Consider the following 26374-nt stretch of genomic DNA (forward strand, 5'->3'; position numbering starts at 1 on the left):
CGTCGCGTCATTTCCGGCATGAACACGGAGAAGACCAGGTCGCAGCCGCCGAACGAGCCCACGGGCTGCCTCACCGGGGTGGCCCGCGTGATCGCCCTCGTGGTGGTCCTGCCCGTCCGGCTGGTGTGGGACGCCCTGGTCTTCTGCCTGGAGCTGCTCTGGCGCTGGGTCCTCGCCCCGGTCGGCCGCGCCCTCGGATGGCTCATCCACCATCTGGTCGTGATCCCGCTGCGGTTCCTGTGGGAGTGGGTGATCGTGCCCGTCGCGCGGGCCCTGTGGTGGGTGATCGACCTGCTCGTCCTCACCCCGCTGACCTGGCTCTGGCGCTGGGCGCTGCTCCCCGTCCTCAAGGCGCTGTGGTGGGTCGTCGACCTGCTGGTCGTCACCCCGCTCGGCTGGCTCCGGCGTCATGTGCTCGCGCCCGTCGGCCGCGCCGTCGGCGCCGTGCTCGCCTGGGCCTGGGGCGTGGCCGGCCGGATCTCGGCCGCCGTCGCCCGGGCCCTCGGCTGGGTGCTGTGGAACGCCCTCGGCAGGCCCCTCGTCTGGACGTACCGGGTGGTCCTCACCCCGCTCGGCCACTGGCTGCGGGCGTGGGTGTGGCGGCCCGCCGCCGCCGTCGCGCGGGCCGTGCGCGCCGCGGCCCGGGAGGTGCGGGTCGCCCTCTTCGGCGGACCCCGCTGACCCGGGCCGGGGAACCGGAGGCGGGCCGGGCGCGTACTCTGGGTAGTACAACGAACGTCCCCGGCGCGGCGCCCGCCCCCGAGATCTCCCCGCGGAAGCGGGGGTGAACCGGGCGGGACCCCCGGGGCAACCCGTACATCTCGTGGACGGCGCGCACCCGCGTCGTCCCGCACCGAGGAGAAGAACCACTGGGCAAGCGACAGCCCGAAGGCCCGCCGCCCGCACCGGCGGTGCAGCGCATCCGACTGCGCTACACCAAGCGCGGCCGCCTCCGGTTCACCAGCCACCGTGACTTCCAGCGCGCCTTCGAGCGTGCGCTGCGCCGTGCCGAGGTGCCCATGGCGTACTCGGCCGGCTTCACCCCGCACCCCAAGGTGTCGTACGCCAACGCCGCCCCGACGGGCACGGGCTCCGAGGCCGAGTACCTGGAGATCGCGCTCACCGAGGCCCGCGACCCGGAGACCCTGCGGGCCCTGCTCGACGAGTCCCTCCCTGCCGGGCTCGACATCACCGACGCCGTCGAGGCCCGGACCTCGGGTCTCGCCGACCGGCTCACCGCCTCCGTGTGGGAGCTGCGTCTGGAGGGCGTCGCCGTCGAGGACGCCGAGAAGGCGGTCGAGACGTTTCTCGCGGCCGAGACCGTGGAAGTACAGCGCAAGACCAAGAACGGAGTCCGCACCTTCGACGCCCGCTCCGCCGTCACCGAGCTGACGGCCGTCCGTCCCCAGGGTGATCCCCAGGGTGATAGGCCGCTGGACAGCGCCTGTGCGATACTGCGGCTGGTTGTTCGGCACGTGACACCTGCCGTGCGACCCGACGACGTCCTGTCCGGTCTCCGAGCTGTGGCCGACCTGGCGCCGCCGGTCCCCGCTGCGGTGACCAGGCTGGCGCAGGGGCTCTTCGACGAGGAGTCCGGCACGGTGACCGACCCGCTCGCGCCCGACCGCGAGGCAGTCACGGCCGCTTCACCCACGGCCGCCGCGACCGCCCCGGCGACGGCGCCGGGTACCGGTACCGCGTAGGGAGCGGTCGTCGTAGCGCCGCCCTGGTACTCGGGAGCCACCTGGGTCGGGCAGCGCACTGACCAGGAGACTTTCGCCAGGCCGTCCGCACAGGGCGTACGGAACCGGCGAGCCAGACATACAGCTCCCGTGCGGCGCCCGCGCCCCGGACGGCGGCACCGCGCCTCAGGCGCGACCGTGCCGCCGGACCGGAACCAGACGCGGCGCCCGGGAGCGTGACGGGAGAACCGCCCGCATGCTCGAGTCCAACGAAGACACCAACGCCCCCGGTGACAAGCTGCCGCCGCGCCGTAGGCGCCGCGCCGCTTCCCGCCCCGCCGGTCCGCCGGTGACGGGCACCACCGCCGAGACCCCCGCCGCCGAGGCCGCCCCGGCCGCCGAGGCCCCCGCCGTGGCGGCCGCGCCCGCCGAGGCCGAGGCCGCCCCCGCGCCGCGCACCCGCCGCCGCGCCACCCGCAAGGCCACCGCGGAGCCCGCGGTCGAGCCGGTCGCCGAGCCGGTCACCGCCGCCGCCGCGCCCGAGGCCGTCGAGGAGGCCCCCGAGGCCGCCCCGGCCCGTACGCGTCGCCGTGCCACCCGTAAGGCGACGTCGCCGGTGACTTCCCCGGCCGCCGTCGAGGAGACCGCCGAGCCGGTCGTCGAGGCCCCCGCGGTCGAGGCCGTCGAGGAGGCCCCCGAGGCCGCCCCGGCCCGTACGCGTCGCCGTGCCACCCGTAAGGCGACGTCGCCGGTGACCTCTCCGGCCGCCGTCGAGGAGACCGCCGAGCCGGTCGCCGCCGAGCCGGTCGTCGAGGCCCCCGCGGTCGAGGCCGTCGAGGAGGCCGCCCCGCCGGCCCGTACCCGCCGTCGCGCCACCCGCAAGGCCACCTCGCCCGAGGCCACCACCGAGGCCGCCACCACCGAGGCCGCCACCGGCGAGTCGCTGCCGACGTCCGCCGTCGAGCAGATCGCCGCCGACGAGGCCGAGGTCGCCGCCGCCGAGACCGCCGCCACCCGTGGCCGCGGCCGCCGCCGCGCCACCTCGCCGCAGTTCACCTCCGAGCCGGCCCCGGCCCGCGAGTCGCGCCGCGCCGCGCGCCCCGCCGTCGCCGTCTTCCAGGCCCCGGTCTTCACCGAGCCGATGTTCCAGACGCCGGAGACCGCCGCCGCGGCCGCCGCCGCCGTGGTCGAGGAGCCGGAGGAGGAGGAGACGGTCGAGACCGTCGAGGCCGTCGAGGCCACGGACGTCGTCGAGGCCGCCGAGACCGAGACCGCCGAGCGCGCCGAGACCGGCTCCCGCCGTCGCCGTCGCCGCCGCGGCGAGCCCGTCGCCGTCGAGCCCGTCCCGGCCACGGTCGCCGACGAGCCCGAGGTCGAGGCCGTCGCGGACGAGGCCGAGGCCGAGGAGGCCGAGGAGACGGACGAGTACGAGGACCGTCCCTCCCGCCGTCGCCGCCGTGGCGGCCGCCGTCGCCGTCGCGGCGAGCTCACCGAGGTCGAGGAGACCGAGGAGGGCGAGGAGCCGCACGCCGAGGACGAGACCGACGAGGCCGAGGAGAGCGAGGAGGAGTCGGAGGACGCCGAGGCCTACGCCGGCGGCTCCAGCAGCTCCCGTCGCCGCCGCCGTCGCCGTCGTCGCAGCGGCGACGGCGCCACCGACGTCGATGCGTCGGACGAGGACGGCGTCCGCACGGTCGTCAAGGTCCGCGAGCCCCGCCCGGCCCGCGAGAAGGCCGAGCCCTCCGACGAGGTCCAGTCCATCAAGGGCTCGACCCGCCTGGAGGCCAAGAAGCAGCGCCGCCGCGAGGGCCGCGAGCAGGGCCGCCGCCGCGTCCCGATCATCACCGAGGCCGAGTTCCTCGCCCGCCGCGAGGCCGTCGAGCGCGTGATGGTCGTCCGCCAGAACGGCGAGCGCACCCAGATCGGCGTCCTGGAAGACAACGTGCTCGTCGAGCACTACGTCAACAAGGAGCAGGCCACCTCGTACGTCGGCAACGTCTACCTGGGCAAGGTCCAGAACGTGCTGCCGTCCATGGAGGCCGCCTTCGTCGACATCGGCAAGGGCCGCAACGCCGTCCTGTACGCCGGTGAGGTCAACTTCGAGGCGCTCGGCATGGGCCACGGCCCCCGCCGCATCGAGTCCGCCCTCAAGTCCGGCCAGTCGGTCCTCGTGCAGGTCACGAAGGACCCGATCGGCCACAAGGGCGCCCGTCTGACCAGCCAGGTCTCCCTCCCGGGCCGCTACCTCGTGTACGTCCCCGAGGGCTCGATGACCGGCATCAGCCGCAAGCTCCCGGACACCGAGCGCGCCCGCCTGAAGACCATCCTCAAGAAGATCGTCCCCGAGGACGCGGGCGTCATCGTGCGCACCGCCGCCGAGGGCGCGAGCGAGGACGAGCTGCGCCGCGACGTCGAGCGACTGCAGGCGCAGTGGGAGGACATCCAGAAGAAGGCGAAGAGCGGCAACGCCCCGACCCTGCTGTACGGCGAGCCGGACATGACCGTCCGGGTCGTCCGCGACATCTTCAACGAGGACTTCTCCAAGGTCATCGTCAGCGGCGACGACGCGTGGGAGACCATCCACGGGTACGTCGGCCACGTCGCGCCCGACCTGGTCGACCGGCTGTCCAAGTGGACGAGCGAGGTCGACGTCTTCGCGACGTACCGGATCGACGAGCAGCTCATGAAGGCGCTGGACCGCAAGGTCTGGCTGCCCTCGGGCGGTTCGCTGGTGATCGACAAGACCGAGGCGATGATCGTCGTCGACGTCAACACCGGCAAGTTCACCGGCCAGGGCGGCAACCTCGAAGAGACCGTGACGAGGAACAACCTCGAAGCGGCCGAGGAGATCGTGCGCCAGCTGCGCCTGCGCGACCTGGGCGGCATCGTCGTCATCGACTTCATCGACATGGTCCTGGAGTCCAACCGCGACCTCGTGCTGCGCCGCCTCCTGGAGTGCCTGGGCCGGGACCGGACCAAGCACCAGGTGGCCGAGGTCACCTCGCTCGGCCTGGTCCAGATGACCCGCAAGCGCGTCGGCCAGGGCCTCCTGGAGTCCTTCTCCGAGACCTGCGTCCACTGCAACGGCCGCGGTGTCATCGTGCACATGGAGCAGCCGACCACCGCCGGTGGCGGTGGCGGCGGCAAGCGCTCGAAGAAGCGCGGCCGCGGCGGTGCCGAGCACGTCCACGAGCACGAGCACGCCGAGGCCGTGGAGCCGGAGACGTCGGAGACCGAGGCCGAGGTCGCGGCCGAGCTGGCCGCCCCGGTGGCCGTGCCGGTGCCGATCGCCCCGGACGAGGAGCTGTACGGCTCCGTCGCCGAGGCCGAGGCCGCCGCCACGCGCGGTCGTGGCCGTCGTCGCGCCACCCGCCGGGTGTCCGCCCCGGTCGTCTCGACGCCGGTCGCCCCGGTCGTGGAGACCGAGTCCGTGGTCTTCGAGCCGGCGCCCGCCGCCGAGCCCGAGCCGGCCCCCGCGGCGGCCGTCGCGGAGCCGGTGGCCGAGCCGGTCGCGGAGCCGGTGGCCGAGGCCGTGGCCGAGGAGACCGCCGCTCCGGCCCCGCGCGGCCGTCGCCGGGCCACCCGCCGGGTGACGTCCCCGGTCGTGTCGACCACCGACGCCGCCGAGGTCGTCGCCGAGCCGGTCGCCGAAGCCGCCCCGGAGCCTGTCGCGGAGCCCGTCGTGGCCCCGGAGCCGGTGGCCGAGCCGGTCGCCGAGGCGCAGCCCGTCGCGGAGTCCGAGCCCGTCGCCGAGGAGGCCCCCGTGGCCGCCCCGCCGCGGGCCCGGCGCCGGGTGGTCCGCAAGGCCACCGCTCCCGCCGGTTCGCCCTCGGGCGCCGAGGACGCGGCCGTCGTCGTGGTGACCACGGCCCCGGCCGAGGCCCCGGCCGAGGCTGAGGCCGAGGCCGAGCCCGCCCCCGTCAAGAAGACGGCGGCGCGCAAGACCGCGGCGAAGAAGACCACGGCCAAGAAGGCCGCCACCAAGAAGACGGCGGCGACCAAGAAGACCGCGGCGAAGAAGACCACCGCCAAGAAGGCCCCGGCCAAGAAGGCGGCGGAGAAGACCGCCGCCCCGGCCCAGGACTGACCGGCAGGTGCGGGCCGCCTCCTCCGTCCGGAGGAGGCGGCCCGGCATCGTACGGGCGAATTTGACCCCCCGCGGCAGCCGCCCGTAACCTAGACCGTCGGCGTGTCTTGCACGCGCCGCGCCTCTGAGCACCTCCCTCCCGCTCGCCGGGAGAGGCCGCTCATCCGATTCCGGATCGCCGCGGGCCCCCGGGCCCGTGCGGGCGGCTGGCTTCAGAGGTTCCATCCCGAGTGAGAGAGAGATCCGCGTGTACGCCATCGTGCGCAGCGGTGGTCGCCAGCACAAGGTTGCTGTCGGCGACATCGTTGAGGTTGACAAGATTTCCACTGCCAAGGTTGGCGACACGGTCGAGCTCTCGACCCTGCTCGTTGTCGACGGCGACGCCGTGACCAGCGACCCGTGGGTCCTGGCCGGCATCAAGGTCACGGCCGAGGTCGTGGACCACCACAAGGGCGCCAAGATCGACATCCTGCGCTACAAGAACAAGACCGGCTACCGCCGTCGCCAGGGTCACCGCCAGCAGTACACGGCGATCAAGGTCACCGGTATCCCCGCGGCTGCGAAGTAAGAGGGACTGAGACATGGCACACAAGAAGGGCGCATCGTCCACCCGGAACGGGCGCGACTCGAATGCCCAGCGGCTCGGCGTGAAGCGCTTCGGCGGTCAGGTCGTCAACGCGGGTGAGATCCTGGTCCGCCAGCGTGGCACGCACTTCCACCCGGGCGCGGGCGTCGGCCGTGGCGGCGACGACACGCTGTTCGCCCTGCAGGCCGGTTCGGTGCAGTTCGGCACCCACCGTGGCCGCAAGGTCGTGAACATCGTTCCGGTCGCCTGATCGGAACTCTTTGCGGAGGCGGACCTCACTTCCCGTACGGGAAGCGGGTCCGCCTTTCGCGTGTTACTAGATAGACATTCCCCACGCAATGCTCTGGAGGCACCACCATGACCACCTTCGTGGACCGCGTCGAGCTGCACGTCGCCGCGGGTAACGGAGGCCACGGCTGCGCCTCCGTCCATCGCGAGAAGTTCAAGCCCCTCGGCGGCCCCGACGGCGGCAACGGCGGCCGGGGCGGCGACGTGACCCTGGTCGTCGACCAGTCGGTCACCACGCTCCTCGAGTACCACCACTCCCCGCACCGCAAGGCGACCAACGGTCAGCCCGGCGCGGGTGACAACCGCTCCGGCAAGGACGGTCAGGACCTGGTCCTGACCGTGCCCGACGGCACCGTCGTCCTCGACAAGCGCGGCAACGTCCTCGCCGACCTCGTCGGCCAGGGCACCACCTTCGTCGCCGGCCAGGGCGGCCGCGGCGGCCTCGGCAACGCCGCGCTCGCCTCGGCCCGCCGCAAGGCCCCCGGCTTCGCCCTCCTCGGCGAGCCCGGCGAGGCGCGGGACATCGTCCTGGAGCTCAAGACCGTCGCCGACGTGGCGCTGGTGGGCTACCCGAGCGCCGGCAAGTCCTCGCTGATCTCCGTCCTGTCGGCCGCCAAGCCGAAGATCGCGGACTACCCGTTCACCACCCTCGTCCCGAACCTCGGCGTGGTCACGGCCGGTTCGACGGTCTACACGATCGCCGACGTCCCGGGCCTGATCCCGGGCGCCAGCCAGGGCCGCGGCCTCGGCCTGGAGTTCCTCCGTCACGTCGAGCGCTGCTCCGTGCTCGTCCACGTGCTCGACACGGCGACGCTGGAGTCCGAGCGCGACCCGGTCACCGACCTCGACGTCATCGAGGAGGAGCTCAAGCAGTACGGCGGCCTGGAGGACCGGCCCCGGATCGTCGTCCTCAACAAGATCGACATCCCGGACGGCCAGGACCTCGCGGACATGATCCGCCCGGACCTGGAGGCGCGCGGCTACCAGGTGTTCGAGGCCTCCGCCGTCGCCCGTACGGGTCTCAAGGAGCTCTCCTTCGCCCTCGCCGGCATCGTCGCCGAGGCGCGCGCGGCCAAGCCGCAGGAGGAGGCGACCCGGATCGTCATCCGCCCGAAGGCCGTCGACGACGCGGGCTTCACCGTCACGTACGACGAGCAGGAGGACGTCTACCGGGTGCGCGGCGAGAAGCCGGAGCGCTGGGTCCGCCAGACCGACTTCAACAACGACGAGGCCGTGGGCTACCTGGCCGACCGCCTCAACCGCCTCGGCGTCGAGGACCAGCTGATGAAGGCCGGTGCCCGCGCGGGCGACGGCGTCGCGATCGGCGCCGAGGACAACGCGGTCGTCTTCGACTGGGAGCCCACCATGATGGCCGGCGCCGAGATGCTGGGCCGCCGCGGTGAGGACCACCGCCTGGAGGCCCCGCGTCCGGCGGCGCAGCGCCGTCGTGACCGGCAGGCGGAGCGCGACGACGCGCAGCGCGAGTACGACGAGTTCGACCCCTTCTAGCGGGTCGGGTCGCACCGGCCCGGCGGCGAGCCGGTGCCGCGTGCGACCCCTTCCAGCAGGTGCTCAGGGAGCCCCCCGACCCCTTCCAGCGGGTGCTCAGGGAGCCCCCCCGACCCCTTCCAGCAGGTGCTCAGGGAGCCCCCCGACCCCGTCCGAGGGGGCGGGGGGCTCCCGTAGGATCCTGGTGTGAGTAGCGTCCCCAAGCCCGAGACCGCAGGTCGGCTCAGTGTCGTCGTCATCGCCTACAACGACGAGGGCCTGGTCGGTGAGGCCATCCGCTCCGCGCTCGACCAGGGACCCGTGGTGGCCGAGGTCGTGGCGGTCGACGACTGTTCGAGCGACGGTACGGCCGCCGTCCTCGACGAGCTCGCCACCCGGCACCCCCGGCTGAAGGTGGTGCGCCGCACCGAGAACAGCGGCGGCTGCGGCACCCCGCGCAACGACGGCGTCCAGGCCGCCACCTCGCCCTACGTCATGTTCCTGGACAGCGACGACGTCCTGCCGGCCGGCGCCGCCGAGGCCCTCGTCGCCGCCGCCGAGCGGCACCGCGCCCCGGTCGCCGTCGGCGTCGCCGTACGCCGTGAACTGCCCGAGGGCCGGGACGTCCGCTGGCAGCCGGCCCTGTACCGGGAGCCCGCCGTCCTGGAGACGCCCGACGAGCTGCGCCCGCTGGTCCACGACACGCTCTGCGTCAACAAGATCTACGACCGGGCCTTCCTCACCGAGCACGGCATCCGCTTCCCCGACGGCCGTTTCGTCTACGAGGACTTCCTCTTCACCGCCCGGGTGTACGCCGCCGCGCCCCGCGTCGCCGTGATCCCCGACACCGTCTACGTCTGGCACGTGCGGCGGGCCGCCGCCCAGCTGTCGATCTCCCTCGACCGCGAGGGCGTCTCCAACTGGCGGTCCCGGATCGCCGCCCACCGCGCGGCCGTCGAGACCCTCGCGGAGGCGGGGCGGGCCGGGCTCGCCGCCGCCTGCCGCACCAAGTTCCTCGAACACGACCTGCGCATGTACGCCCGCGACCTGCGGCTCCGTGACGCCGCGCACCGGGCCGAGTGGTGGGGGCTCACCCGCGAGCACCTGTCCGGCTTCGCCGAGGAGGAGATCGCCGCCGCGGTCACCCCCGCCCGCTGGATCGCCCGTTTCCTGCTGGCCGCCGAGGAGCCCCGCGACCTGCTCCGGCTGTCCCGGCTGGCCGCCAACCCGGCCCGGCTGCTCCCGCCGTACGCGGGCACCCGCGCCGCCGCCGTCTGGGCCGACGACCTGCCGGAGGCCCGCCTCGACGGCACGGACGGAGCGGACCTCGGCGAACTGCCGATCGTCGTCGATGCCGTGCTGCGCATCGGCGGCGGCGGCGACCTGCGGTTCAGCGTCAAGGACCTGTACGGACGGCTCGCCGAGGCGGGGCCGGTGCGCGCCGAACTCGCGTTCCTGCCGCGCGGCGACAGCGAGCCCGCCCGTACCGTAGGGGCCGCGCTGAGCGCCGTGACCGGGCCCGACGGGACCGTGGAGGCCTGGACCGCCCGGGTCCCCGTCGGGCTCACCGGGCTCGCCGGAACCGGCCGGCGGCGGGGGCGCGAGGGCGTCCAGCTGTGGGACGTCCAGGCCACCGTGGCGTGTGCGAACGGTGAGTCCTTCACCACGTCGCTCCGGCCTCCGGACGGTCCGCAGCGGCGCTCGGTGCTTCCGAGCAGCCGGTACGGTGTACTCCTGGTGCAGCCGTACACGACGGCCAACGGTTCGCTGGCGGTACGGATCGCACCCGGCGCACGGGACGGATTCCGGGCGGTCAGGGCCCGGCTCCGTCGGCTTGCCCGCAGTTCTCAGTGAAAGGGTTTGGGGCGCAATGACTTATCTGATCACCGGCGGCGCCGGATACATCGGCTCGCACGTGGTCCGTGCCATGACGCAGGCGGGCGAGCGGGTCGTCGTCCTCGACGACCTGTCGACGGGCTACGAGTCGCGGGTGCCCGAGGGCGTTCCCCTGGTGGTCGGCTCCACCCTCGACCGCGAGGTCCTGGACCGGACGATCGCCGAGCACGGAGTGACGGGCGTCGTCCACCTCGCCGCGAAGAAGCAGGTCGGCGAGTCCGTCGAGCTGCCGCTGCACTACTACCGCGAGAACGTCATCGGCCTGACGGTCCTCCTGGAGGCCGTCGCCGCCGCCGGTGTGCGCAACTTCCTGTTCTCCTCCTCCGCCGCCGTCTACGGCATGCCGGACGTCGACCTCGTCACCGAGGAGACCCCCTGCCTGCCGCTCAGCCCGTACGGCGAGACCAAGCTCGCGGGCGAGTGGCTGGTGCGTGCGGCCGGCGCCGCCCACGGCATCTCGACGGCCTGCCTGCGCTACTTCAACGTGGCCGGCGCGGCGACCCCCGAGCTGGCCGACACCGGGGTCTTCAACCTGGTCCCGATGGTCTTCGAGCGTCTCGACGCGGGGGAGTCCCCGCGGATCTTCGGCGACGACTACGACACGCCCGACGGCACGTGCATCCGCGACTACATCCACGTCGAGGACCTGGCCGACGCGCACCTCGTCGCCGCGCGGAAGCTCGCGGAGTGGGCCGCCGCCGGCGAGCCGCGTGACCTGACGGTCAACATCGGCCGTGGCGAGGGCGTCTCCGTCACCGAGATGGTCCGGCTGATCAACGAGATCACCGAGCACACGACCGAGCCCCTGGTCACCCCGCGCCGCGCCGGCGACCCCGCCCGGGTCGTCGCCGCCGCCGACCGCATCGAGTCGGAGCTGGGCTGGAAGGCCCGTCACGACGTGCGCGACATGATCGAGTCGGCCTGGGCCGGCTGGGTCGCGCGGCGCGGTGTGACCGTCTGACCGAGGGCCGTACACGACGAAGGGCCGGGGAGTGTGAACTCCCCGGCCCTTCGTACTGCCCCGGCGCGCGGCCGGCTGTTGCCCCGGCGCGCGGCCGGGCTGCTGTCCCGCTGCGCGGCCGACTGCTGCCTCGGTGGCGCCGTCAGCGCTCCAGGAAGGCGAAGAGCGCCTCCCAGCGGTCGGTGATCGCGTCGGCCGAGTACCGCTTCACGTTCTCGAAGGCGGCGTCGCCCATCGTGTCCCGCAGTTCCTGGTCGGAGATCAGCCTGCTGATGTGGCCGCCGAGCTCCACCGTGTTGCCGAGCCGTGCGAGCAGCCCGTCCTCACCGTCGCGGATGATCTCCCGCACGCCCGGCGCGCAGTCGAACGCGGCACAGGGCACGCCCGCCGCCATCGCCTCCAGGAGGGTGATCGGGAAGCCCTCGGCGCGCGAGGCCTGCGCGAAGACCGAGGCGCCGGAGAGCGCCCCGAGGACGTCGCTGGTGCGGCCCATCCACTCGACGGACCCCTCGATGCCGAGCGTGGCCGTCCGGGCGGCCAGCGCAGGCTCCTCGTCGCCCGTGCCGTAGATCCGCAGCTTCCAGTCGGGGTGCCGGTCGGCGATCTCGGCCCAGCTGTCGAGCAGCATGTCGACGCCCTTCTCGTGCGAGAGGCGTCCGATCGAGGCGACGACCTTCGCGGTGCGGGGCGCCGGGGTCTCGGGCATGAACGGCAGGGCGTTCGGCATGTGGCCGACGTTGTCCATCCCGGCCCGGATCCACTGGTCCGCGTCGCCCGGAGTGAGGACGAGCATCCGGTCGACGTCCTGGTAGTAGCGCTTCACACGGGCGAGCCGGGAGGAGGCGGCGCTCGCGGCGTACGACTCGTGGCTCATGCCGATGACCACGTGGCCCTTGGTGTCGGCGAGGGAGACCCACTCCATCGCCCACACCTGGGTCACGATGACGACGGCCCCGGGCCGGGCGGCGGCGAACAGCGCCGTCATCCGGTCGGCCCGCTCGCGCATCCCGGCGGCGCGGGCCGCGTGGCGCCGGCGCTCCACCGCGTTGAGCTTGCCCTTGAGGCCGCGGAGCGGCTTCACCTGCGGCGGGTGCGCGTCGTACAGCGTGGTGGTGTCGTACGGCAGCGGCTCGGGGAACTCGTGCTGCCGCCCCGCGGGGGCGGGGGTGATGCCGATGACGTGGACCCGGTGACCCCGGTCGGTGAACTCGCGGGCCATCTGGTGCGTCCAGGTGGTCACACCGCCCATCTCGTCCACGCTGTTGGAGACGATGAAGATGTCGCGGCCGCCGGACACGGCGGTCTGGTTGGTCACTTACCGCTCCTGGTGAAGAACTTGGCGACGATCTGACGGGCCGCGTCGCCCCGGTCGTACTCGCTGAACTCCGCGTTGAACCGCCGACGGGCCGTCGCGTACTTGGTGTCGGCCTCGTCCGCGAAGTTGGCGATCACCCCGAAGAGCTCCTCCTCCGTGGCCACGACGGGCCCCGGAGCGTGCTCCTTCAGGTCGAAGTAGGTGCCGCGGTTCTCCGTCGCGTACTCGTCGTAGTCGTACGTGAAGAAGATCATCGGCCGGTCGAGCAGCCCGTAGTCGAACATCACGGACGAGTAGTCGGTGATCAGTCCGTCCGCGAGGGCGAGCAGCGGCGTGATGTCGTGGTGCCGCGACACGTCGATGATCCGGCCGCTGACCGACTCCGGCAGCGTCACGTGGTTCAGGTAGTGCGTCCTGATCAGCAGCGTGTGCGTGTCGCCGAAGCGCTCCGCGAACTCCTCCAGGTCGAAGGGCGGCTTGAAGGCACGCACCTTGCCGCCCGGGGCGGAACGGAACGTCGGCGCGTACAGCAGCACCTTCTTGTCCGGGTCGAGACCCAGCTCCTCCGCGAGCGCACCGCGCTCCCGCCTCCCCGTGTCGGCCTCCTCCGAGCGCGCCTTGGCGAGCTCGTCGTTGCGCGGGTAGCCGACGGGCAGCAGCACCTCGTCGCGGAGACGGAAGCCCCGGCCGAGCGTGCGGCGGTCGTGCTCACCACGGATGAGGAAGTGGTCGAAGCGGTCCAGGGCGCGCTGGAACGACTCCTGGGCGGCCAGGGGGCGCGCCTTGGAGTTGGGCTCGTCGAAGCCCATCCGCTTGAGGGCCGTGCCGTGCCAGGTCTGGATGTACGTGGTGCCCGGGCGCTTGGTCAGGCGCAGCGGGAAGCCCTGGTTGTCGATCCAGAACTCGGCCTGGGCGAGCGCCCGCAGGTACTGCCAGCTCCAGCGCCGGACGAGGGTGGCGCCCTCGGGGAAGCCGACCGGGGTCGCCCCCGCGTACGACCACACGGCCTCGAACGGGATGCCCTGACGGCGCATCTCCTCGTAGATCGCCTTGGGGCTGTCGCTGTACTGCTTGCCGAGGTGGCTCTCGAAGACGACGAGGCCCTTGCGGATCGGGAGCTTGCTGTAGAACTCGTGGTAGACGCGCAGCTTCGTCTCGCCCGAGGTCAGGTCCTTCTTCGCCTTCCGCAGGCGGCGCAGGCTCGTCTTGGCGAGCTGCGCGGGGCGCCCGTGCATCGCGCCGTCGATCATCGCCGAGGTGCGCACGGCCGCCTTGCCCTCGGCGGCGAGGACGTACGACAGGTTCCCCTTCTTGGTGACCTCGGGGACGAAGCGGTCCGAGACCAGGGTCGTCAGACGCGGGCGGACCTTGAGCGAGCGGGCCTCGTCGAGGGAGGCGCCGCCGACGGAGACTCGGGTCCGCAGACGCTGGCCGTCGACGGTGAGTATCACGCGGACGTCCCAGACGGCGTCGATGATGCCCAGCGGACGGACGGTGCCCGCGATGTCCGCGGTGCCCTCCCACTCGATCCACTCGCCGGCGTGGCGCAGGGCCGTCACCGGGATCCGGGCGGCCTTGCCGCTGATGCTCCGGCGGGCCGAGAGCTCCAGGACGGCGCTGATCTTCGCGTCCGGGCTGATCCGGCCGAGCGGGTTGACGATGCGCCCGGCCAGCTTGACGACGCCGTCGGTGCTCTCGTACGAGGTGAGGCGGTTGCCGAGGGCGAGCGTGGTGAGCGGCCGGGTGTGGAAGCCGCGCGCGGTGACGTCGAGGACCTCGCGTCCCAGCTCGGTGTCCAGGTGGCCGCCGCACCAGTAGATCTGCTCGTCGAGCTCGGCGAGGGGCACGGTGAGGCGGCCGGGGTTGCTGAGCGCCTCGGTGGCCGGGAGCAGGTTCTCCCAGTCCTCCTTGCTCAGCAGGTAGGCGCAGATCGCGTGGATCGGCTGCACTTCCTCGTACGCCCGCGGGTCGATGTCGGCGAGGTAGGCGTTGGCCAGTTCGGCGAAGGCGTGGCGGTACTCGTCGTCGGTGCGCGCCAGGTCACGGAAGTGCAGGACCAGGTCGTGCTTGAGGAACTTGATGTCCTTGCGGTACTTGAGCTCGTCGTAGCCCTTGCTCGCGAGCAGCGCGTCCACACGGCGGTGGATCTCCATGCGGTGCTCGAAGTTGGCGATCTCGTGGCGCCGGTTGCTGATCGACTTGGCGGCGGCGCTCTCCTGCACGTTCCAGTAGTAGACCGTGTTCGGGATGAGCGTGATCCGGCGGGCCGCGACGTAGGCCTGGGCCGAGAAGAGCAGGTCCTCGTAGTGGATGCCGACCGGGAACTCCAGGCCGGACTCCAGGAGGAACTCCCGGCGGTAGCACTTGTTCGTCGACAGCGTGTCGAAGGTCAGCAGGTCCGACAGCTCGGTGATCGAGTCGATCGTCCTGGTCGACGAGTAGAGCCAGGGGTACCAGGAGGTCTTCTTCTGGTTGCGGCTGTCCAGGTGCACGCGCACGCAGAGGCCGGAGACGATGTCGGAGCCGTTGCTCTCGGCAGCGTCCAGCATGTTGCGGCAGGCGTTGCGCTCCAGCACGTCGTCGCTGTCGAGGAACATGACGTAGTCGCCGGCGCACTGCTGGATGCCGTAGTTGCGGGGCGCGCCGCAGCCGCCGCTGTTCTGCGGCAGCTGGAAGGCCCTGACCCGGTCCGGGTGCGCGGCGGCGAGCGCCTGGGCGACCTCGAAGGTGCTGTCCTTGCTGCAGTCGTCGACGATGACCACTTCGACGGCCTGCAGGGTCTGATCCAGTACCGACTGAACGGCCGTCGGGAGACGCTCTGCGTCGTTGTACGCGATGACGACCACGGAGACGTCAGGCACTTGCACCTCGATCCACTTGTCTTTCCTCTAGACACACCCAAGCTACCTGGTGTTGTCCACCTGCTTCGCCGCCGCTTCGGGCGCGACGACGGGCCCCGTGTCCCGATCGTTACGGGACAGAGAGCGGGTCGTAGGCAACCATCCGCGCGCGTGAGGGGTCGCCCTCTCGGGCGCCTGTTCCGGAGCGGCTGTGCGGACGATGGCACATGTGGCGAGAACCTACCCCAAAGCTGTTCACTTCCGGTCATCGCGCGTGACAGGCGTCACAGCCGTCCCGAGGTGTGGTGTGTCATGACCGGCGCAGCCGGTCCACCCCGTAGTAGCGCGCGGCGCACTGCGCCACCCAGTCCTTCGCGTACACGGTCGTGAAGAAGGGCTCCGCGAGACCGCCGATGAGCAGCGGCCGGTACGGCACGGCCTCGCGGCCGGCCGCCCTCTCCGCGCGGATCGTCGCGTCCTGCCGGTCCCAGGCCACGCTGCGCTCCACCGTCCTCGTGGTGAGCGTCCGCGTCGCCGGCACCAGGGCGGCCGTGCCCGCCACGGCGACGACCCCCGCGATCCCCGCCGCGGCCGCCGCGAGGACGGACCGGGCCCCGAGCCGCCGCCCGATCCGGTGCCCGAGCCATGCCCCGTACCCGCACAGCGCGATCAGGAACGGCACCAGGAAGCTGGTCCACGCGCGCGCGTATGTCCAGCCGCCCGCCCCGTACCCCCCGCGCAGGCCGTAGACCGTCACCAGGCTGCCCAGCGCGATCAGCGGCACCGGCAGCACGGCGATCACCAGGACCGTGCCGCGCGACAGCCGCCCCGCGGCCCCGGGCGCGGTCCGCCCCGTGAGCGCCATCACGAGCCCGAGCAGCACCCCGGCGGCGAGGGCGCCCGCGTACGCCCACTGGGAGCCGATCGTCTCCCAGACCCGCGCCCAGTCCTGGAGCGTCGCCCCCAGCTCCGCGAGGGACAGCGGCCGCGGCGGCTGCTGGGAGCGCCGCCAGCGCGCCCCGGGGGAGACGAACAGCACCACCGAGCCGATGACCAGTCCCAGGCACCAGGCGGCGCACCACGTCGAGGCGAAGCGGTCGTGGGCGAGGCGCAGCCGGGGGAGGCAGAGCACACAGGCCGTCGCGGCGAGCAGCCCGGACATGGCGACGAAGGGTTCGCTGAGGGTGCCGGCCGCCGTGCCGAGCAGGACCGCCGCGCCGACGGCGGCGGACCGGGCCCACGGCCGGCGGCTGCGGGCCGCCCACACGCCCGAGAGGACGGCCCAGACGCCGAGGACGCTCGGGAGGGTGTGGGAGATGGTGGACGGGGCCCAGAGCAGCACCTGGTACGCGCGGGTCCCCGCGAGGAAGAGCAGCGCTTCCAGCACCAGGACCGCCGTCGCGGTCGCCACCACCGGGAACGGCAGGCGCAGGGCGCGCAGCACCTCCCGGGCGAGGAGGAACAGCCCCACCCCGAGCGTGACGATCAGGAACGCGGGCAGCAGCTTCGGCCCCAGCATGCCGTCGGAGTAGAGGAGGCCGGTGAGGAAGGCGTTCGTGACGCGCCCGTTCTGGGTGCGGTAGAAGTCCGAGGTGATGCCGAGGGGGCCCATGTCGCGGGCCTTCCAGAGGGCGCACCAGTCGTCCGAGGTGGGGCGCACGTAGACGCCGAGGAAGGCGCCGACGGAGAGCAGCACGCCAGCTCCGGCGGCGACGACCAGCGCGAGCAGGGGCGGCAGCCGCCGGAGCACGCCCTGAGGCCCGTCGTCCCCGCCGCCGGTCGCCTCCGTGCCCTCCGCGTCCTCCGTGCCCTCCCTGTCCTCCCTGTCCTCCGTGCTCTCCGTGCCCTCTGCCTCGGCCGTGTCCTCGGTGCCCTCCGCGCCGGCCCTCCCCTCCGTCTCCTCCGGGCCGGTGGTTCCGTCCGTCTTCCGCATCAGCGCGTCACCGTGCTCCGAGATGGTCGTCCTGCTCAACGGTCATCGCTCCAGCTGGCCAAGGTCGGCGTGTCGCCCCTATGGGTGACAAATGGGTGAAAAGGTCACTTACATCAATATCTTCCCCACATGCTTTGCCCCATGGACGACATGCCGACCGGGCGCGGCCACTCGGACGACGCCGGGCGGTCACCGCTCCGCCGTACCGTGGCCGCGCAGCTCGAAGGAGAGTCCGGTGGCGGTCCTTCCAGTCCCTCGGGACGTCTTCTCGCCCATCCCTCTGGAGTGACCGTTCCATGACCAGGCTTTCCGTCGTCGTCCCCTGTTTCAACGAGGAAGACGTCATCGAGCGGTTCGACACACGGATGCGACAGGTGCTCGACGCACTCCCGGTCGGATACGAGATCTGTTACGTCGACGACGGCAGCTCCGACGGGACGCTGGGCAAGCTGCGCGAGATCGCCGCCCGACACCCGCAGCACACCCAGTACGCCTCCTTCAGCCGCAACTTCGGCAAGGAGGCCGCCATGCTCGCCGGCCTGCGCAAATCCACCGGCGACGCCGTCGTCATCATGGACGCCGACCTCCAGCACCCGCCCGAGCTGCTCGCGCGCATGCTCGACCTCTACCACCAGGGCCACGACCAGGTGATGGCGCGGCGCACCCGCGAGGGCGACAAGAAGGTCCGTACGGCACTCAGCCGGGTGTACTACCGGGCCGTCAACCGCTGGGTCGACGTCGAACTCACCGACGGCGTAGGAGACTTCCGCCTGCTCTCCCGGCCCGCCGTCGACGCGCTCCTCTCCCTGCCCGAGTACAACCGCTTCTCCAAGGGCCTGTTCTCCTGGATCGGCTTCGACACCGTCACCTTCGACTACCAGAACGCCGCACGCGAGGGCGGCGAGACGAAGTGGAAGTTCAGCTCCCTGCTCAACTACGGCATGGACGGGCTGATCTCCTTCAACAACCGTCCGCTGCGCATCGCCCTCTGGCTCGGCATGATGCTCACCGGCCTCGCCGCCCTCTACGCGGTCTGGGTGACCGTCGCCGCGATCACCCACGGCGTCACCGCACCCGGCTACGTCACGCTGGTCGCGATCATCGTGGGGCTCGGCGGCGTGCAGATGGTGATGCTCGGGCTCATCGGCGAGTACATCGGCCGCATCTACTACGAGACCAAGCGGCGGCCCCACTTCCTCGTGAAGGAGACCCACCGCTCCTCCGGCCGCTCGGCCGCCGAGCGCGTCGCCGCCGAACGCGTCCGCGTCGTCAGCGCCGAGCGGGACCGCTGATGGAGGCCGCCCCGGACGGGGAGGGCACGGGGGGCGGCCCCGGCGCCCGGCAGGCCCGGCTGGCCGAGATCGTCCGCTTCGCGCTGGTCGGCGGGGTCAACACCGGCACCTTCTTCGGCTGCTACCTGCTCCTGCACCCCTGGATGCCGTACTTCGCCGCGTACTCCCTCGCCTTCCTCCTCAGCATGGTCGGCTCCTTCTTCCTCAACACCTACTTCACCTACCGCACCCGGCCGACCTGGAAGAAGTTCGCCCTCTTCCCGCTCACCAACGTCACCAACTACCTGGTGCAGAGCGTCGGTCTCTACGCACTCGTCACCTGGGCCGGAACGGACGAAAGAATCGCGCCACTCGTCGCGGCCGTCGTCGCGATCCCGTTCACCTACCTGATCTCCCAGCGGATCCTGGTGCCCCGCGGCACCGCGCGGCCCTCCGCCGACCCCGGTCCAGGGAGCGAAACGGACGAGCGGCAGCCCTCCCGCCTCGCGTAGATTGCCTGGCAGCCGCGGCGCGGAGCGCGCGGCGCGTGGGACAGCCGAGTGAGGACGACGCAGGTGGCGACGCAGGTGACCGGACAGACGGACGTGGCAAGGCAGTACGTGACGGAGGCCCGCAGGATCGTCGTCAAGGTCGGCTCCTCCTCGCTCACCACCGCCTCCGGAGGACTCGACGCCGACCGCGTCGACGCCCTCGTCGACGTCCTCGCCAAGGTCCGCAGCGGCGGCGAGAAGGAGATCGTCCTCGTCTCCTCCGGCGCCATCGCCGCGGGACTCGCCCCGCTCGGCCTCACCCGCCGCCCCAAGGACCTCGCCCGCCAGCAGGCCGCCGCCAGCGTCGGCCAGGGCCTCCTCGTCGCCCGCTACACCGCCTCCTTCGCCCGCTACGGCGTCCGCGTCGGCCAGGTGCTCCTCACCACCGACGACACCAGCCGGCGCGCCCACTACCGCAACGCGTACCGGACCCTGGACCAGCTCCTCGCCATGGGCGCGCTGCCCGTCGTCAACGAGAACGACACCGTCGCCACCGACGAGATCCGCTTCGGCGACAACGACCGGCTCGCCGCCCTCGTCGCCCACCTCGTCCGCGCCGACCTGCTCGTCCTGCTCTCCGACGTCGACGGACTGTACGACGGAGACCCCTCCAAGCCCGGCACGTCGAGGATCGCCCAGGTCACCGGCCCCTCGGACATCGCCCACGTCGAGATCGGCTCCGCCGGCAAGGCGGGCGTCGGCACCGGCGGCATGGTCACCAAGGTCGAGGCGGCCCGCATCGCCGCCGCCGCGGGCATCCCCGTGGTCCTCACCTCCGCGAGCCGCGCCGCCGACGCCCTCGGCGGCCGGGACACCGGCACGTACTTCCACCGCACCGGGCGCCGCTCCGCCGACCGGCTGCTCTGGCTCGCCCACGCCTCCACCCCGCAGGGCTCCCTCAGCCTCGACGACGGAGCCGTACGCGCCGTCGTCGAGGGCAAGAAGTCCCTGCTCGCGGCCGGGGTCGCGGCCGTCGAGGGCGATTTCGTGGCCGGCGACCCCGTCGAGCTCCGCGACGCCGCCGGCCGGGCCGTCGCCCGCGGCCTCGTCAACTTCGACGCCAAGGAGCTGCCCCGGATGCTCGGCCGCTCCACCCACGAACTGGCCAAGGACCTCGGACCCGAGTACGAGCGGGAGGTCGTCCACCGCGACGACCTGGTCGTCATCCGCTGATTCGGCCGCCGCCGAAACGGCTGAAAGTCTGGCCATCCGGAAGGGACGTTTACCAAAACCGCCCCAAGTGCCGCCTCGGACTGGTCAACTTTGTCTCGGGGGTAAGACAAGGCGGGGTACAGCACCACACGCATCACACAGGAGGCCGCCGGTGAGACGAGCGCGCCCAGGGGCACCGCCCCGCGGGACTGCCGAACGCGCCCTGACCAGTGTCGAGGCCGGAGCCGACTTCGACGAGGCACGGGACAGGTCCACGGACAGGAAGACCGAGACCACCACCGAGACACGTGAGGAACGGCCGGTGTCCAAGCTCTGGCACATCACTCTCAGTGTGTCGGGCGTGGAGTCACCGCTGAAGGAGGTGCGACGAGGCCTCGAACAGCTGGCCCACGACCACCCCTTCCTGCTGACCAGCCGCTACGCCAACGACCACGCCGAGATCCGGTACTGGGAGGAGGCCCGCGACCTGCACGACGCGGCGGCCGTCGCCCTGCGCCTCTGGGGCGAGCACCGGCAGACCGCCAAGCTGCCGCCCTGGGAGATCGTCGGCCTTGAGGTGATCGACCGCGAGACCTACCACCAGCGGATCGCGGAGGGCTACGGTCCCCCGCCGGCCGCCCCGGTCGGCGTCCACCCCTACTGACGACCGCGCGACCGTCTCGTACCGGTGGAGGTACGTCTCGGAGTGCGGGATACGTGAGGGATGTCCGCAGGGGTGCCAGTACCCTGCGGGCATGACCTCGCTCACGCCCCTCGACAACCTCTCCCCGGTCACCCGGGCCGCCTACCGGGCCCGTGGCGCCGCCGCCGAAATCGCGCCACTCCCGCGCGCGGCCAAGGACGACGCGCTCCTCGCGATCGCGGACGCCCTGGAAGTCCGCACGGCCGAGATCGTCGAAGCCAACGCCGTGGACATCGCCAAGGCCCGTGAAGCCGGGACCAGCGAGGCCGTCATCGACCGCCTGACCCTCACCCCGGAGCGCGTCCGGGCCATCGCCGCCGACGTCCGCGACGTCGCCGCGCTGCCCGACCCCGTCGGCGAGGTCGTCCGCGGGTCGACCCTCCCCAACGGCATCGACCTGCGCCAGGTCCGCGTCCCGCTCGGCGTCGTCGGCATCATCTACGAGGCCCGGCCCAACGTCACCGTCGACGCCGCCGCCCTCTGCCTCAAGTCCGGCAACGCCGTCCTGCTCCGCGGCTCCTCCTCCGCGTACGCCTCCAACAGCGCCCTGGTGACCGTCCTGCGCGACGCCGTCGGCGGCGCCGGACTGCCCGCCGACGCGATCCAGCTCGTCCCCGGCGAGTCCCGCGAGTCGGTCCACGAGCTGATGCGCGCCCGCGGCCTGGTCGACGTCCTCATCCCGCGCGGCGGTGCCTCCCTGATCAAGACGGTCGTCGAGGAGTCCACCGTCCCGGTCATCGAGACCGGCACCGGCAACTGCCACGTCTACGTCGACGCCCAGACGGACCTCGACATGGCCGTCGACATCCTGATCAACTCCAAGGCCCAGCGGGTCAGCGTCTGCAACTCCGCCGAGACCCTCCTCGTCCACCAGGACGTCGCCGAGGCCTTCCTGCCCAAGGCGCTCGCCGCCCTCGCCGAGGCCGGAGTCACCGTCCACGCCGACGAGCGGGTCCTCGCCCTCGCCGAGGGCTCCAAGGCCACCGTCGTCCCGGCCACCGCCGAGGACTGGGAGACCGAGTACCTCTCGTACGACATCGCCGCCGCCGTCGTCGACTCCCTCGACAAGGCCGTCGAGCACATCCGGATGTGGTCCTCCGGCCACACCGAGGCGATCGTCACCACCTCGCAGGCCGCGGCCCGCCGCTTCACCCAGCTGGTCGACTCCACCACGGTCGCCGTGAACGCCTCCACCCGGTTCACGGACGGCGGCCAGTTCGGCTTCGGCGCCGAGATCGGCATCTCCACCCAGAAGCTCCACGCCCGGGGCCCGATGGGCCTTCCCGAGCTGACCTCGACCAAGTACATCGTCACCGGTGACGGTCACGTGCGGTAACACCTCCTATCGGTACGGGGAGGGACGGGCAGGGAGGCTTCGCACTCTCCCTGCCCAAAACCACCTTCCGGGTCTACTCTGAGTCCGTGCCGGACGACGTGGGGGGCAGGCCGTTCCAGGACGGCGGGGACCCCGAGGAAGTCGACCGCGGAGGCGCTGACGAGATCTACGCCGACGTGGTCTTCGACGAGGCCTTCGTCAGGGCCGCCACGATCCACGAGCCCACCGCGGTCGAGCGGCTCCTCGCCGCCGCCCAGGCCCGTGCGGAGGCCGAGGCCGCCCGCGCCCGTGCCGGCGGCGGATCCGTCGAGGACGACCCCTACGAGGACGGCCCCGACCCGCTCGGCCTCACCTACGAGCCCGACGACGTCGGCGACGACGCGAGCCCCTACGGCCGCCACGGCGGCGCCCTGCGCCCGTACCGGGGCCGGGCCCGCTGGCTCCGGCCCGTCGCCTGGGTCCTCGCCCTCGTCATGGGCGTCGGCATGGTCGCCCTCGCCTTCAGCGCCGTCTACCGGGGCGCCGCCGCCCACCGCGAGGACCAGGTCCCGCCCCCGGCCACCACCGGCGTCGACACGCCGCAGCCGAACCCTGCCCCGCCGGCCGCCCAGGCCCCCGCTCCCGCCCCCGCGGCCGGGGCGGTGTCCCCCCGCTAGCGCTGTGACCGGAAAGGTTCACCGGCACTAGGCGCCCCTCGCTCCCCGGTCCACCCTGACGGCGGAATTCTTCCGAACTTGTCGTATACCTGGGCGTTTACCGAAGCTCCGGCGGACCTACCCTGAAAGTATGGCCAGGCGTGGCGACCCGCCTGAGGGGACACCCGAGGGCTTCTCCGGCGGCGGTGAGGACGAATACCGATCCGTCGTCTTCGACGAGGCGTTCATCCGGGCTGCCCACCTCCAGGAGTTCTCCGCCCAGGAGCGGATGGGCGAGCACGCCCGCGCCGTCCGCAGCCGCTCCTCCTGGGAGGCCCGGAGCGGATCCCGCCAGGCGGTCATGCTCGTGCTGCTGATCCTCCTCGCCTTCGGCACCGCCATCTACCTGGGCGTTCGCAACCCGTACCAGCCCCCCGTCGACCAGCGGGCCGAGCCCCTGCGGACCACCGTGGTCCCGCTCGCCCCCCGGGACACCGTCCCGGGCGGCACACCCGCCCAGCTCTTCGCCCACAGCCCGGCCGCCGAGTACCGCACCGGAGCCGCGGGCATCAACCTCCCCATCGCCGGGCGCACCTCCCACTTCGCCGAGAGCCAGGTCGTCACCGGCCTCAGCATCGCCAAGGACTACCTGGTGGCCTCCGCCCTGGACCCCGACGTCCTGTCCGGGGCGACCGTCCGGCCCGCGCGGCTGCTGCTCGACCCGGACCAGCAGGAACAGTTCGACCGGAGCGTGGAGTCCCCCGCCGACGACGGCCGGCACGCCCTCGCGGGCTGGCTGATCCGCTTCGACCCCCGGCAGGTCGCCCTCGCGGAGCCCGCGGCCCGCGTGCAGGGCACCCTCCGCTTCGAGGAGACCGGCCCCGACACCCTGGACGTCACCGCGGACCACACGTACACCTACGCCCTCCGCCCGGCCGTCCAGGGCGCCGGTCCGGTCGCCGCGGCGTCGCTCTTCACGGTCCACCGCGTGGTGCACTTCCGCTTCGACCGCGAGGACCTGCGCATGCACCGCGCCGAACTCCTGACCAGCACCGTGGAGGCCGGACCGCAGGCCTGCGGCGCCGACACCACCGGCTCCCTGAAGCCGCTCCTGGCGGGGGCGCGGGCCTCCGACGCGGGCGACGGTCCGGCGGTCACCGACCCGTACGCCACCGCCCGGCCCGCCGCCCCCGCCCTCTGCGGAGCGCTGGCGCCGAGCGCTCAGCCCTCGCTCTGACCGGCCCCGGTCCCGTCGGCGCCGCCGGCCTCGGGTCCCTTGGCGTCGGGTCCCTTGCCGTCGGTGCCCTTGCCGTCGGTGCCCTTGCCGTCCCCGGCCGGGCCGCCGCCGAACCGGTTGCGCAGTCGCCCGCCCAGGTCGCCCGCCAGGTCACCGGCGCCGCCGGCTATGTCCCCGACCAGCTTCATCAGCGGATCCTTGCTGTTCCGCACGGTGTCGGCGTAGTGCCCGGCCGACTCGCGGAACGAGTCCGTGACCGAGGTGTCCTTGTCCTCCGAGCGCTTCGGGTAGTGACCGTCCATGATCCGCTGGAAGTCGCGGCTCTCCGACCACTTGCGCAGCTCCGCCGCGCGGACGGTGGTGAACGGGTGCGAGCGCGGCAGCACGTTGAGGATCTTCAGGACGGAGTCCCGCAGGTCACCGGACTTCTCGTACTCGTCGGCCTGGGCGAGGAACGCGTCCACGTTCATCTCGTGGAGGTGGTTGCCGCCGGCGATCTTCATCAGGCCGCGCATCGAGGACCGCACGTCCTGGCCGACGAGGAGCCCGGCCCGGTCGGCGGAGAGCTCCGACTTGCGGAACCACTCGCGCAGCGCGGTCACGACGGCCGTGATCGCGACCGTCCCCAGCGGGATCCAGGCGATCTTGAGCGCGAGGTTGGTGAGGAAGAGCAGGACCGTCCGGTACACGGCGTGCCCGGACAGCGCGTGCCCGACCTCATGGCCGACGACCGCCCGCATCTCCTCCTCGTCCAGGAGCTCCACCAGACCGGTGGTGACCACGATGATCGGCTCGTCGAGACCGATGCACATCGCGTTGGGCTTCGGGTCCTGGGTGACGTACATCGGCGGGACCTTCTCCAGGTCCAGGATGTAACAGGCGTCCCTCAGCATGTCGTTGAGGTGGCTGAACTGGGCGTCGCTCACCCGGACGGAGTCCGAGAGGTAGAGGAGTCGCAGACTGCGCTCCGGCAGCAGTGCGCTGAGCGCCTTGAAGGCCGTGTCGAAGCCGCTGAGCTTCCGCAGGGCCACCAGGGCCGATCGGTCGGCCGGATGCTCGTAGGCCCGCGAGGAGATGCCGGGGAACCGCTTGCGCTGCCTGCTCGGCACGTTCCCCTGGTCGTTCTCGGTCATGGATGCCCCCTGTTCGTACGAGTCGGTGCTCGTCCCCCTGACTGAACCCAGCGTAGGGGCTGGCGCTACCGTGTGCCGGGGGTCCTGTGGATAACTGGGACGCCGAGGACGACCGAAGGGCACGACCGACATGCCGGACACCGTCACCGCACAGCTCGCGGCCGCCGCACAGCAGGGCGTGGGCGACACGCTCCGGATCGTGCTGCTCGTCTCCCTCGTGGGCGCCGCCCTGCTCGCCTGGTTCCTGCTGCGCGGGTACCGCGCCGACGACACCGACGACACGGCCGGCACCGCCGAGGCCGCCCGCCCCGGTGACGAGGGCGGCACGGGCCGCGACGCCAACGCCTGAGTCGGCGTGAGCGCGCCGGGACCCTCCGCATACGATGTGCGCGAAGTCTCCGCTCCCATCCCCGATCGATAGGTCTGTCGAAGATGAGCCTCCACAGCACCGCCGCCCACCTGGTCACCCTCGCCGAGGGCGCCGAGCACGGCGGCAACCACGAAAGCCTCAGCCCCTACCTCACCGGTTTCGGCGCGTTCGGCACCCTGCTCCTGCTGCTGTGGATCACCACCCGCTTCAACCGCGACCGCTGATCCGGAGACCGCTGATCCGGCGTCCGGCGCCGTGCCAGTAGGCTCTGCACGCATGGGAGAGCAGGAAGTGCCTACTGGCGGGCGTGGGAAGCGCCGACTCGGCGTGATGGGCGGAACCTTCGACCCGATCCACCACGGACACCTGGTGGCGGCCAGTGAGGTCGCCGCCCTGTTCCACCTGGACGAGGTGGTGTTCGTACCGACCGGGGAGCCGTGGCAGAAGAGCGACAAGGCCGTCTCCGCGGCCGAGGACCGCTACCTGATGACGGTCATCGCCACGGCGTCCAACCCGCAGTTCTCGGTGAGCCGGATCGACATCGACCGGGGCGGCGCGACGTACACCATCGACACCCTGCGGGACCTGCGGTCTCTCAACAGCGACTCGGACCTGTTCTTCATCACCGGGGCCGACGCGCTGTCGCAGATCCTCACCTGGCGCGACGCCGAAGAGCTCTTCTCGCTCGCCCATTTCATCGGCGTCACCCGGCCGGGCCACGACCTCACCGACGACGGACTGCCCAAGGGCGGCGTCTCGCTCGTCGAGATCCCCGCGCTCGCCATCTCCTCCACCGACTGCCGGGCGAGGGTCGCGAAGGGCGATCCCGTCTGGTACCTGGTGCCGGACGGCGTGGTCCGCTACATCGACAAGCGCCAGCTGTACCGCGGCGAGTGAGCTTCGGGGAGGG

22 protein-coding genes are annotated in these 26374 nt (G+C 72.4%); 18 read left to right on the top strand and 4 right to left on the bottom strand.

The window, feature by feature from the left end; translation table 11 throughout:
* The first annotated feature begins 18 nt into the window (after nt 1–18).
* The 8 genes from ABTY59_RS05555 (at nt 19) to galE (ending at nt 10988) form a co-directional block, all read left to right on the top strand.
* Nucleotides 19–681: a hypothetical protein gene (locus ABTY59_RS05555; RefSeq protein ID WP_352017601.1), complete on the top strand. Its 663-nt coding sequence runs from the start codon at nt 19–21 to the stop codon at nt 679–681.
* A 230-nt stretch (nt 682–911) separates the two neighbouring features.
* Nucleotides 912–1703 carry a TIGR03936 family radical SAM-associated protein gene (locus tag ABTY59_RS05560; RefSeq protein WP_352017602.1) on the top strand — a complete coding sequence of 264 codons (792 nt, stop codon included), beginning with the start codon at nt 912–914 and terminating at the stop codon, nt 1701–1703.
* Between the two features lie 235 nt (nt 1704–1938).
* Nucleotides 1939–5769, top strand: a complete 3831-nt coding sequence (locus ABTY59_RS05565; RefSeq protein WP_352017603.1) for an Rne/Rng family ribonuclease — start codon at nt 1939–1941, stop codon at nt 5767–5769.
* A gap of 247 nt (nt 5770–6016) precedes the next feature.
* Nucleotides 6017–6337 carry a 50S ribosomal protein L21 gene (rplU, locus tag ABTY59_RS05570; RefSeq protein WP_015033583.1) on the top strand — a complete coding sequence of 107 codons (321 nt, stop codon included), beginning with the start codon at nt 6017–6019 and terminating at the stop codon, nt 6335–6337.
* Nucleotides 6338–6350: 13 nt separating this feature from the next.
* Nucleotides 6351–6605, top strand: coding sequence for a 50S ribosomal protein L27 (gene rpmA / locus ABTY59_RS05575; RefSeq protein ID WP_010041940.1), 255 nt, complete (start codon nt 6351–6353; stop codon nt 6603–6605).
* Between the two features lie 107 nt (nt 6606–6712).
* On the top strand, nt 6713–8152 hold the full coding sequence (gene obgE / locus ABTY59_RS05580; RefSeq protein WP_352017604.1) for a GTPase ObgE: 1440 nt from the start codon (nt 6713–6715) through the stop codon (nt 8150–8152).
* Nucleotides 8153–8338: 186 nt separating this feature from the next.
* Nucleotides 8339–9985 (top strand): glycosyltransferase family 2 protein, encoded by a 1647-nt coding sequence (locus ABTY59_RS05585; protein ID WP_352017605.1) that lies wholly within the window; start codon nt 8339–8341, stop codon nt 9983–9985.
* A gap of 16 nt (nt 9986–10001) precedes the next feature.
* Entirely contained in the window at nt 10002–10988 is a 987-nt protein-coding gene (gene galE, locus ABTY59_RS05590) for a UDP-glucose 4-epimerase GalE (protein ID WP_352017606.1), read from the top strand.
* Nucleotides 10989–11130: 142 nt separating this feature from the next.
* Here galE and ABTY59_RS05595 read toward each other — a convergent pair whose 3' ends face one another.
* The 3 genes from ABTY59_RS05595 to ABTY59_RS05605 all read right to left on the bottom strand — a co-directional run bounded on the left by ABTY59_RS05595 (nt 11131) and on the right by ABTY59_RS05605 (nt 17115).
* Nucleotides 11131–12237, bottom strand: a complete 1107-nt coding sequence (locus ABTY59_RS05595) for a glycosyltransferase (protein WP_352017921.1) — start codon at nt 12235–12237, stop codon at nt 11131–11133.
* A 62-nt stretch (nt 12238–12299) separates the two neighbouring features.
* Nucleotides 12300–15170 carry a bifunctional glycosyltransferase/CDP-glycerol:glycerophosphate glycerophosphotransferase gene (locus ABTY59_RS05600; RefSeq protein ID WP_352017607.1) on the bottom strand — a complete coding sequence of 957 codons (2871 nt, stop codon included), beginning with the start codon at nt 15168–15170 and terminating at the stop codon, nt 12300–12302.
* Between the two features lie 283 nt (nt 15171–15453).
* A complete protein-coding gene (locus ABTY59_RS05605) occupies nt 15454–17115 on the bottom strand; it encodes a DUF6056 family protein (RefSeq protein WP_352017608.1) in 1662 nt (553 codons plus the stop codon).
* A 257-nt stretch (nt 17116–17372) separates the two neighbouring features.
* Here ABTY59_RS05605 and ABTY59_RS05610 point away from each other — a divergent pair, with 257 nt between their 5' ends.
* The 7 genes from ABTY59_RS05610 (at nt 17373) to ABTY59_RS05640 (ending at nt 23961) form a co-directional block, all read left to right on the top strand.
* Nucleotides 17373–18368 carry a glycosyltransferase family 2 protein gene (locus tag ABTY59_RS05610; RefSeq protein ID WP_352017609.1) on the top strand — a complete coding sequence of 332 codons (996 nt, stop codon included), beginning with the start codon at nt 17373–17375 and terminating at the stop codon, nt 18366–18368.
* The gene (locus ABTY59_RS05615) at nt 18368–18859 is read left to right on the top strand and encodes a GtrA family protein (protein ID WP_352017610.1); all 492 of its coding nucleotides are present in this window, start codon (nt 18368–18370) and stop codon (nt 18857–18859) included. Before ABTY59_RS05610 ends, ABTY59_RS05615 begins: the two co-directional genes overlap by 1 nt.
* 108 nt (nt 18860–18967) lie before the next feature.
* Nucleotides 18968–20071: a glutamate 5-kinase gene (proB, locus tag ABTY59_RS05620; RefSeq protein WP_352017922.1), complete on the top strand. Its 1104-nt coding sequence runs from the start codon at nt 18968–18970 to the stop codon at nt 20069–20071.
* A gap of 151 nt (nt 20072–20222) precedes the next feature.
* Nucleotides 20223–20714 (top strand): DUF8830 family protein, encoded by a 492-nt coding sequence (locus tag ABTY59_RS05625; protein WP_225799839.1) that lies wholly within the window; start codon nt 20223–20225, stop codon nt 20712–20714.
* Nucleotides 20715–20805: 91 nt separating this feature from the next.
* A complete protein-coding gene (locus tag ABTY59_RS05630; protein WP_352017611.1) occupies nt 20806–22089 on the top strand; it encodes a glutamate-5-semialdehyde dehydrogenase in 1284 nt (427 codons plus the stop codon).
* 86 nt (nt 22090–22175) lie between these two features.
* Nucleotides 22176–22745 carry an SCO2584 family spore wall biosynthesis protein gene (locus tag ABTY59_RS05635; RefSeq protein ID WP_352017612.1) on the top strand — a complete coding sequence of 190 codons (570 nt, stop codon included), beginning with the start codon at nt 22176–22178 and terminating at the stop codon, nt 22743–22745.
* Between the two features lie 130 nt (nt 22746–22875).
* A complete protein-coding gene (locus tag ABTY59_RS05640) occupies nt 22876–23961 on the top strand; it encodes an SCO2583 family membrane protein (RefSeq protein ID WP_352017613.1) in 1086 nt (361 codons plus the stop codon).
* Here the strand turns inward: ABTY59_RS05640 and ABTY59_RS05645 are convergent.
* Nucleotides 23946–25094: a M48 family metallopeptidase gene (locus tag ABTY59_RS05645; RefSeq protein WP_352017614.1), complete on the bottom strand. Its 1149-nt coding sequence runs from the start codon at nt 25092–25094 to the stop codon at nt 23946–23948. The two genes, ABTY59_RS05640 and ABTY59_RS05645, sit on opposite strands and share 16 nt — an antisense overlap.
* 130 nt (nt 25095–25224) lie before the next feature.
* Between ABTY59_RS05645 and ABTY59_RS05650 the strand changes: the two genes are divergently transcribed.
* The 3 genes from ABTY59_RS05650 to nadD all read left to right on the top strand — a co-directional run bounded on the left by ABTY59_RS05650 (nt 25225) and on the right by nadD (nt 26361).
* Nucleotides 25225–25443: a hypothetical protein gene (locus tag ABTY59_RS05650; protein WP_352017940.1), complete on the top strand. Its 219-nt coding sequence runs from the start codon at nt 25225–25227 to the stop codon at nt 25441–25443.
* Nucleotides 25444–25526: 83 nt separating this feature from the next.
* On the top strand, nt 25527–25688 hold the full coding sequence (locus ABTY59_RS05655; protein ID WP_030684916.1) for a hypothetical protein: 162 nt from the start codon (nt 25527–25529) through the stop codon (nt 25686–25688).
* Nucleotides 25689–25740: 52 nt separating this feature from the next.
* Nucleotides 25741–26361 (top strand): nicotinate-nucleotide adenylyltransferase, encoded by a 621-nt coding sequence (gene nadD, locus ABTY59_RS05660; protein ID WP_352017615.1) that lies wholly within the window; start codon nt 25741–25743, stop codon nt 26359–26361.
* Nucleotides 26362–26374: the final 13 nt, after the last annotated feature.

This window comes from Streptomyces sp. NPDC096079 (assembly GCF_040303145.1).
GTDB lineage: Bacteria > Actinomycetota > Actinomycetes > Streptomycetales > Streptomycetaceae > Streptomyces.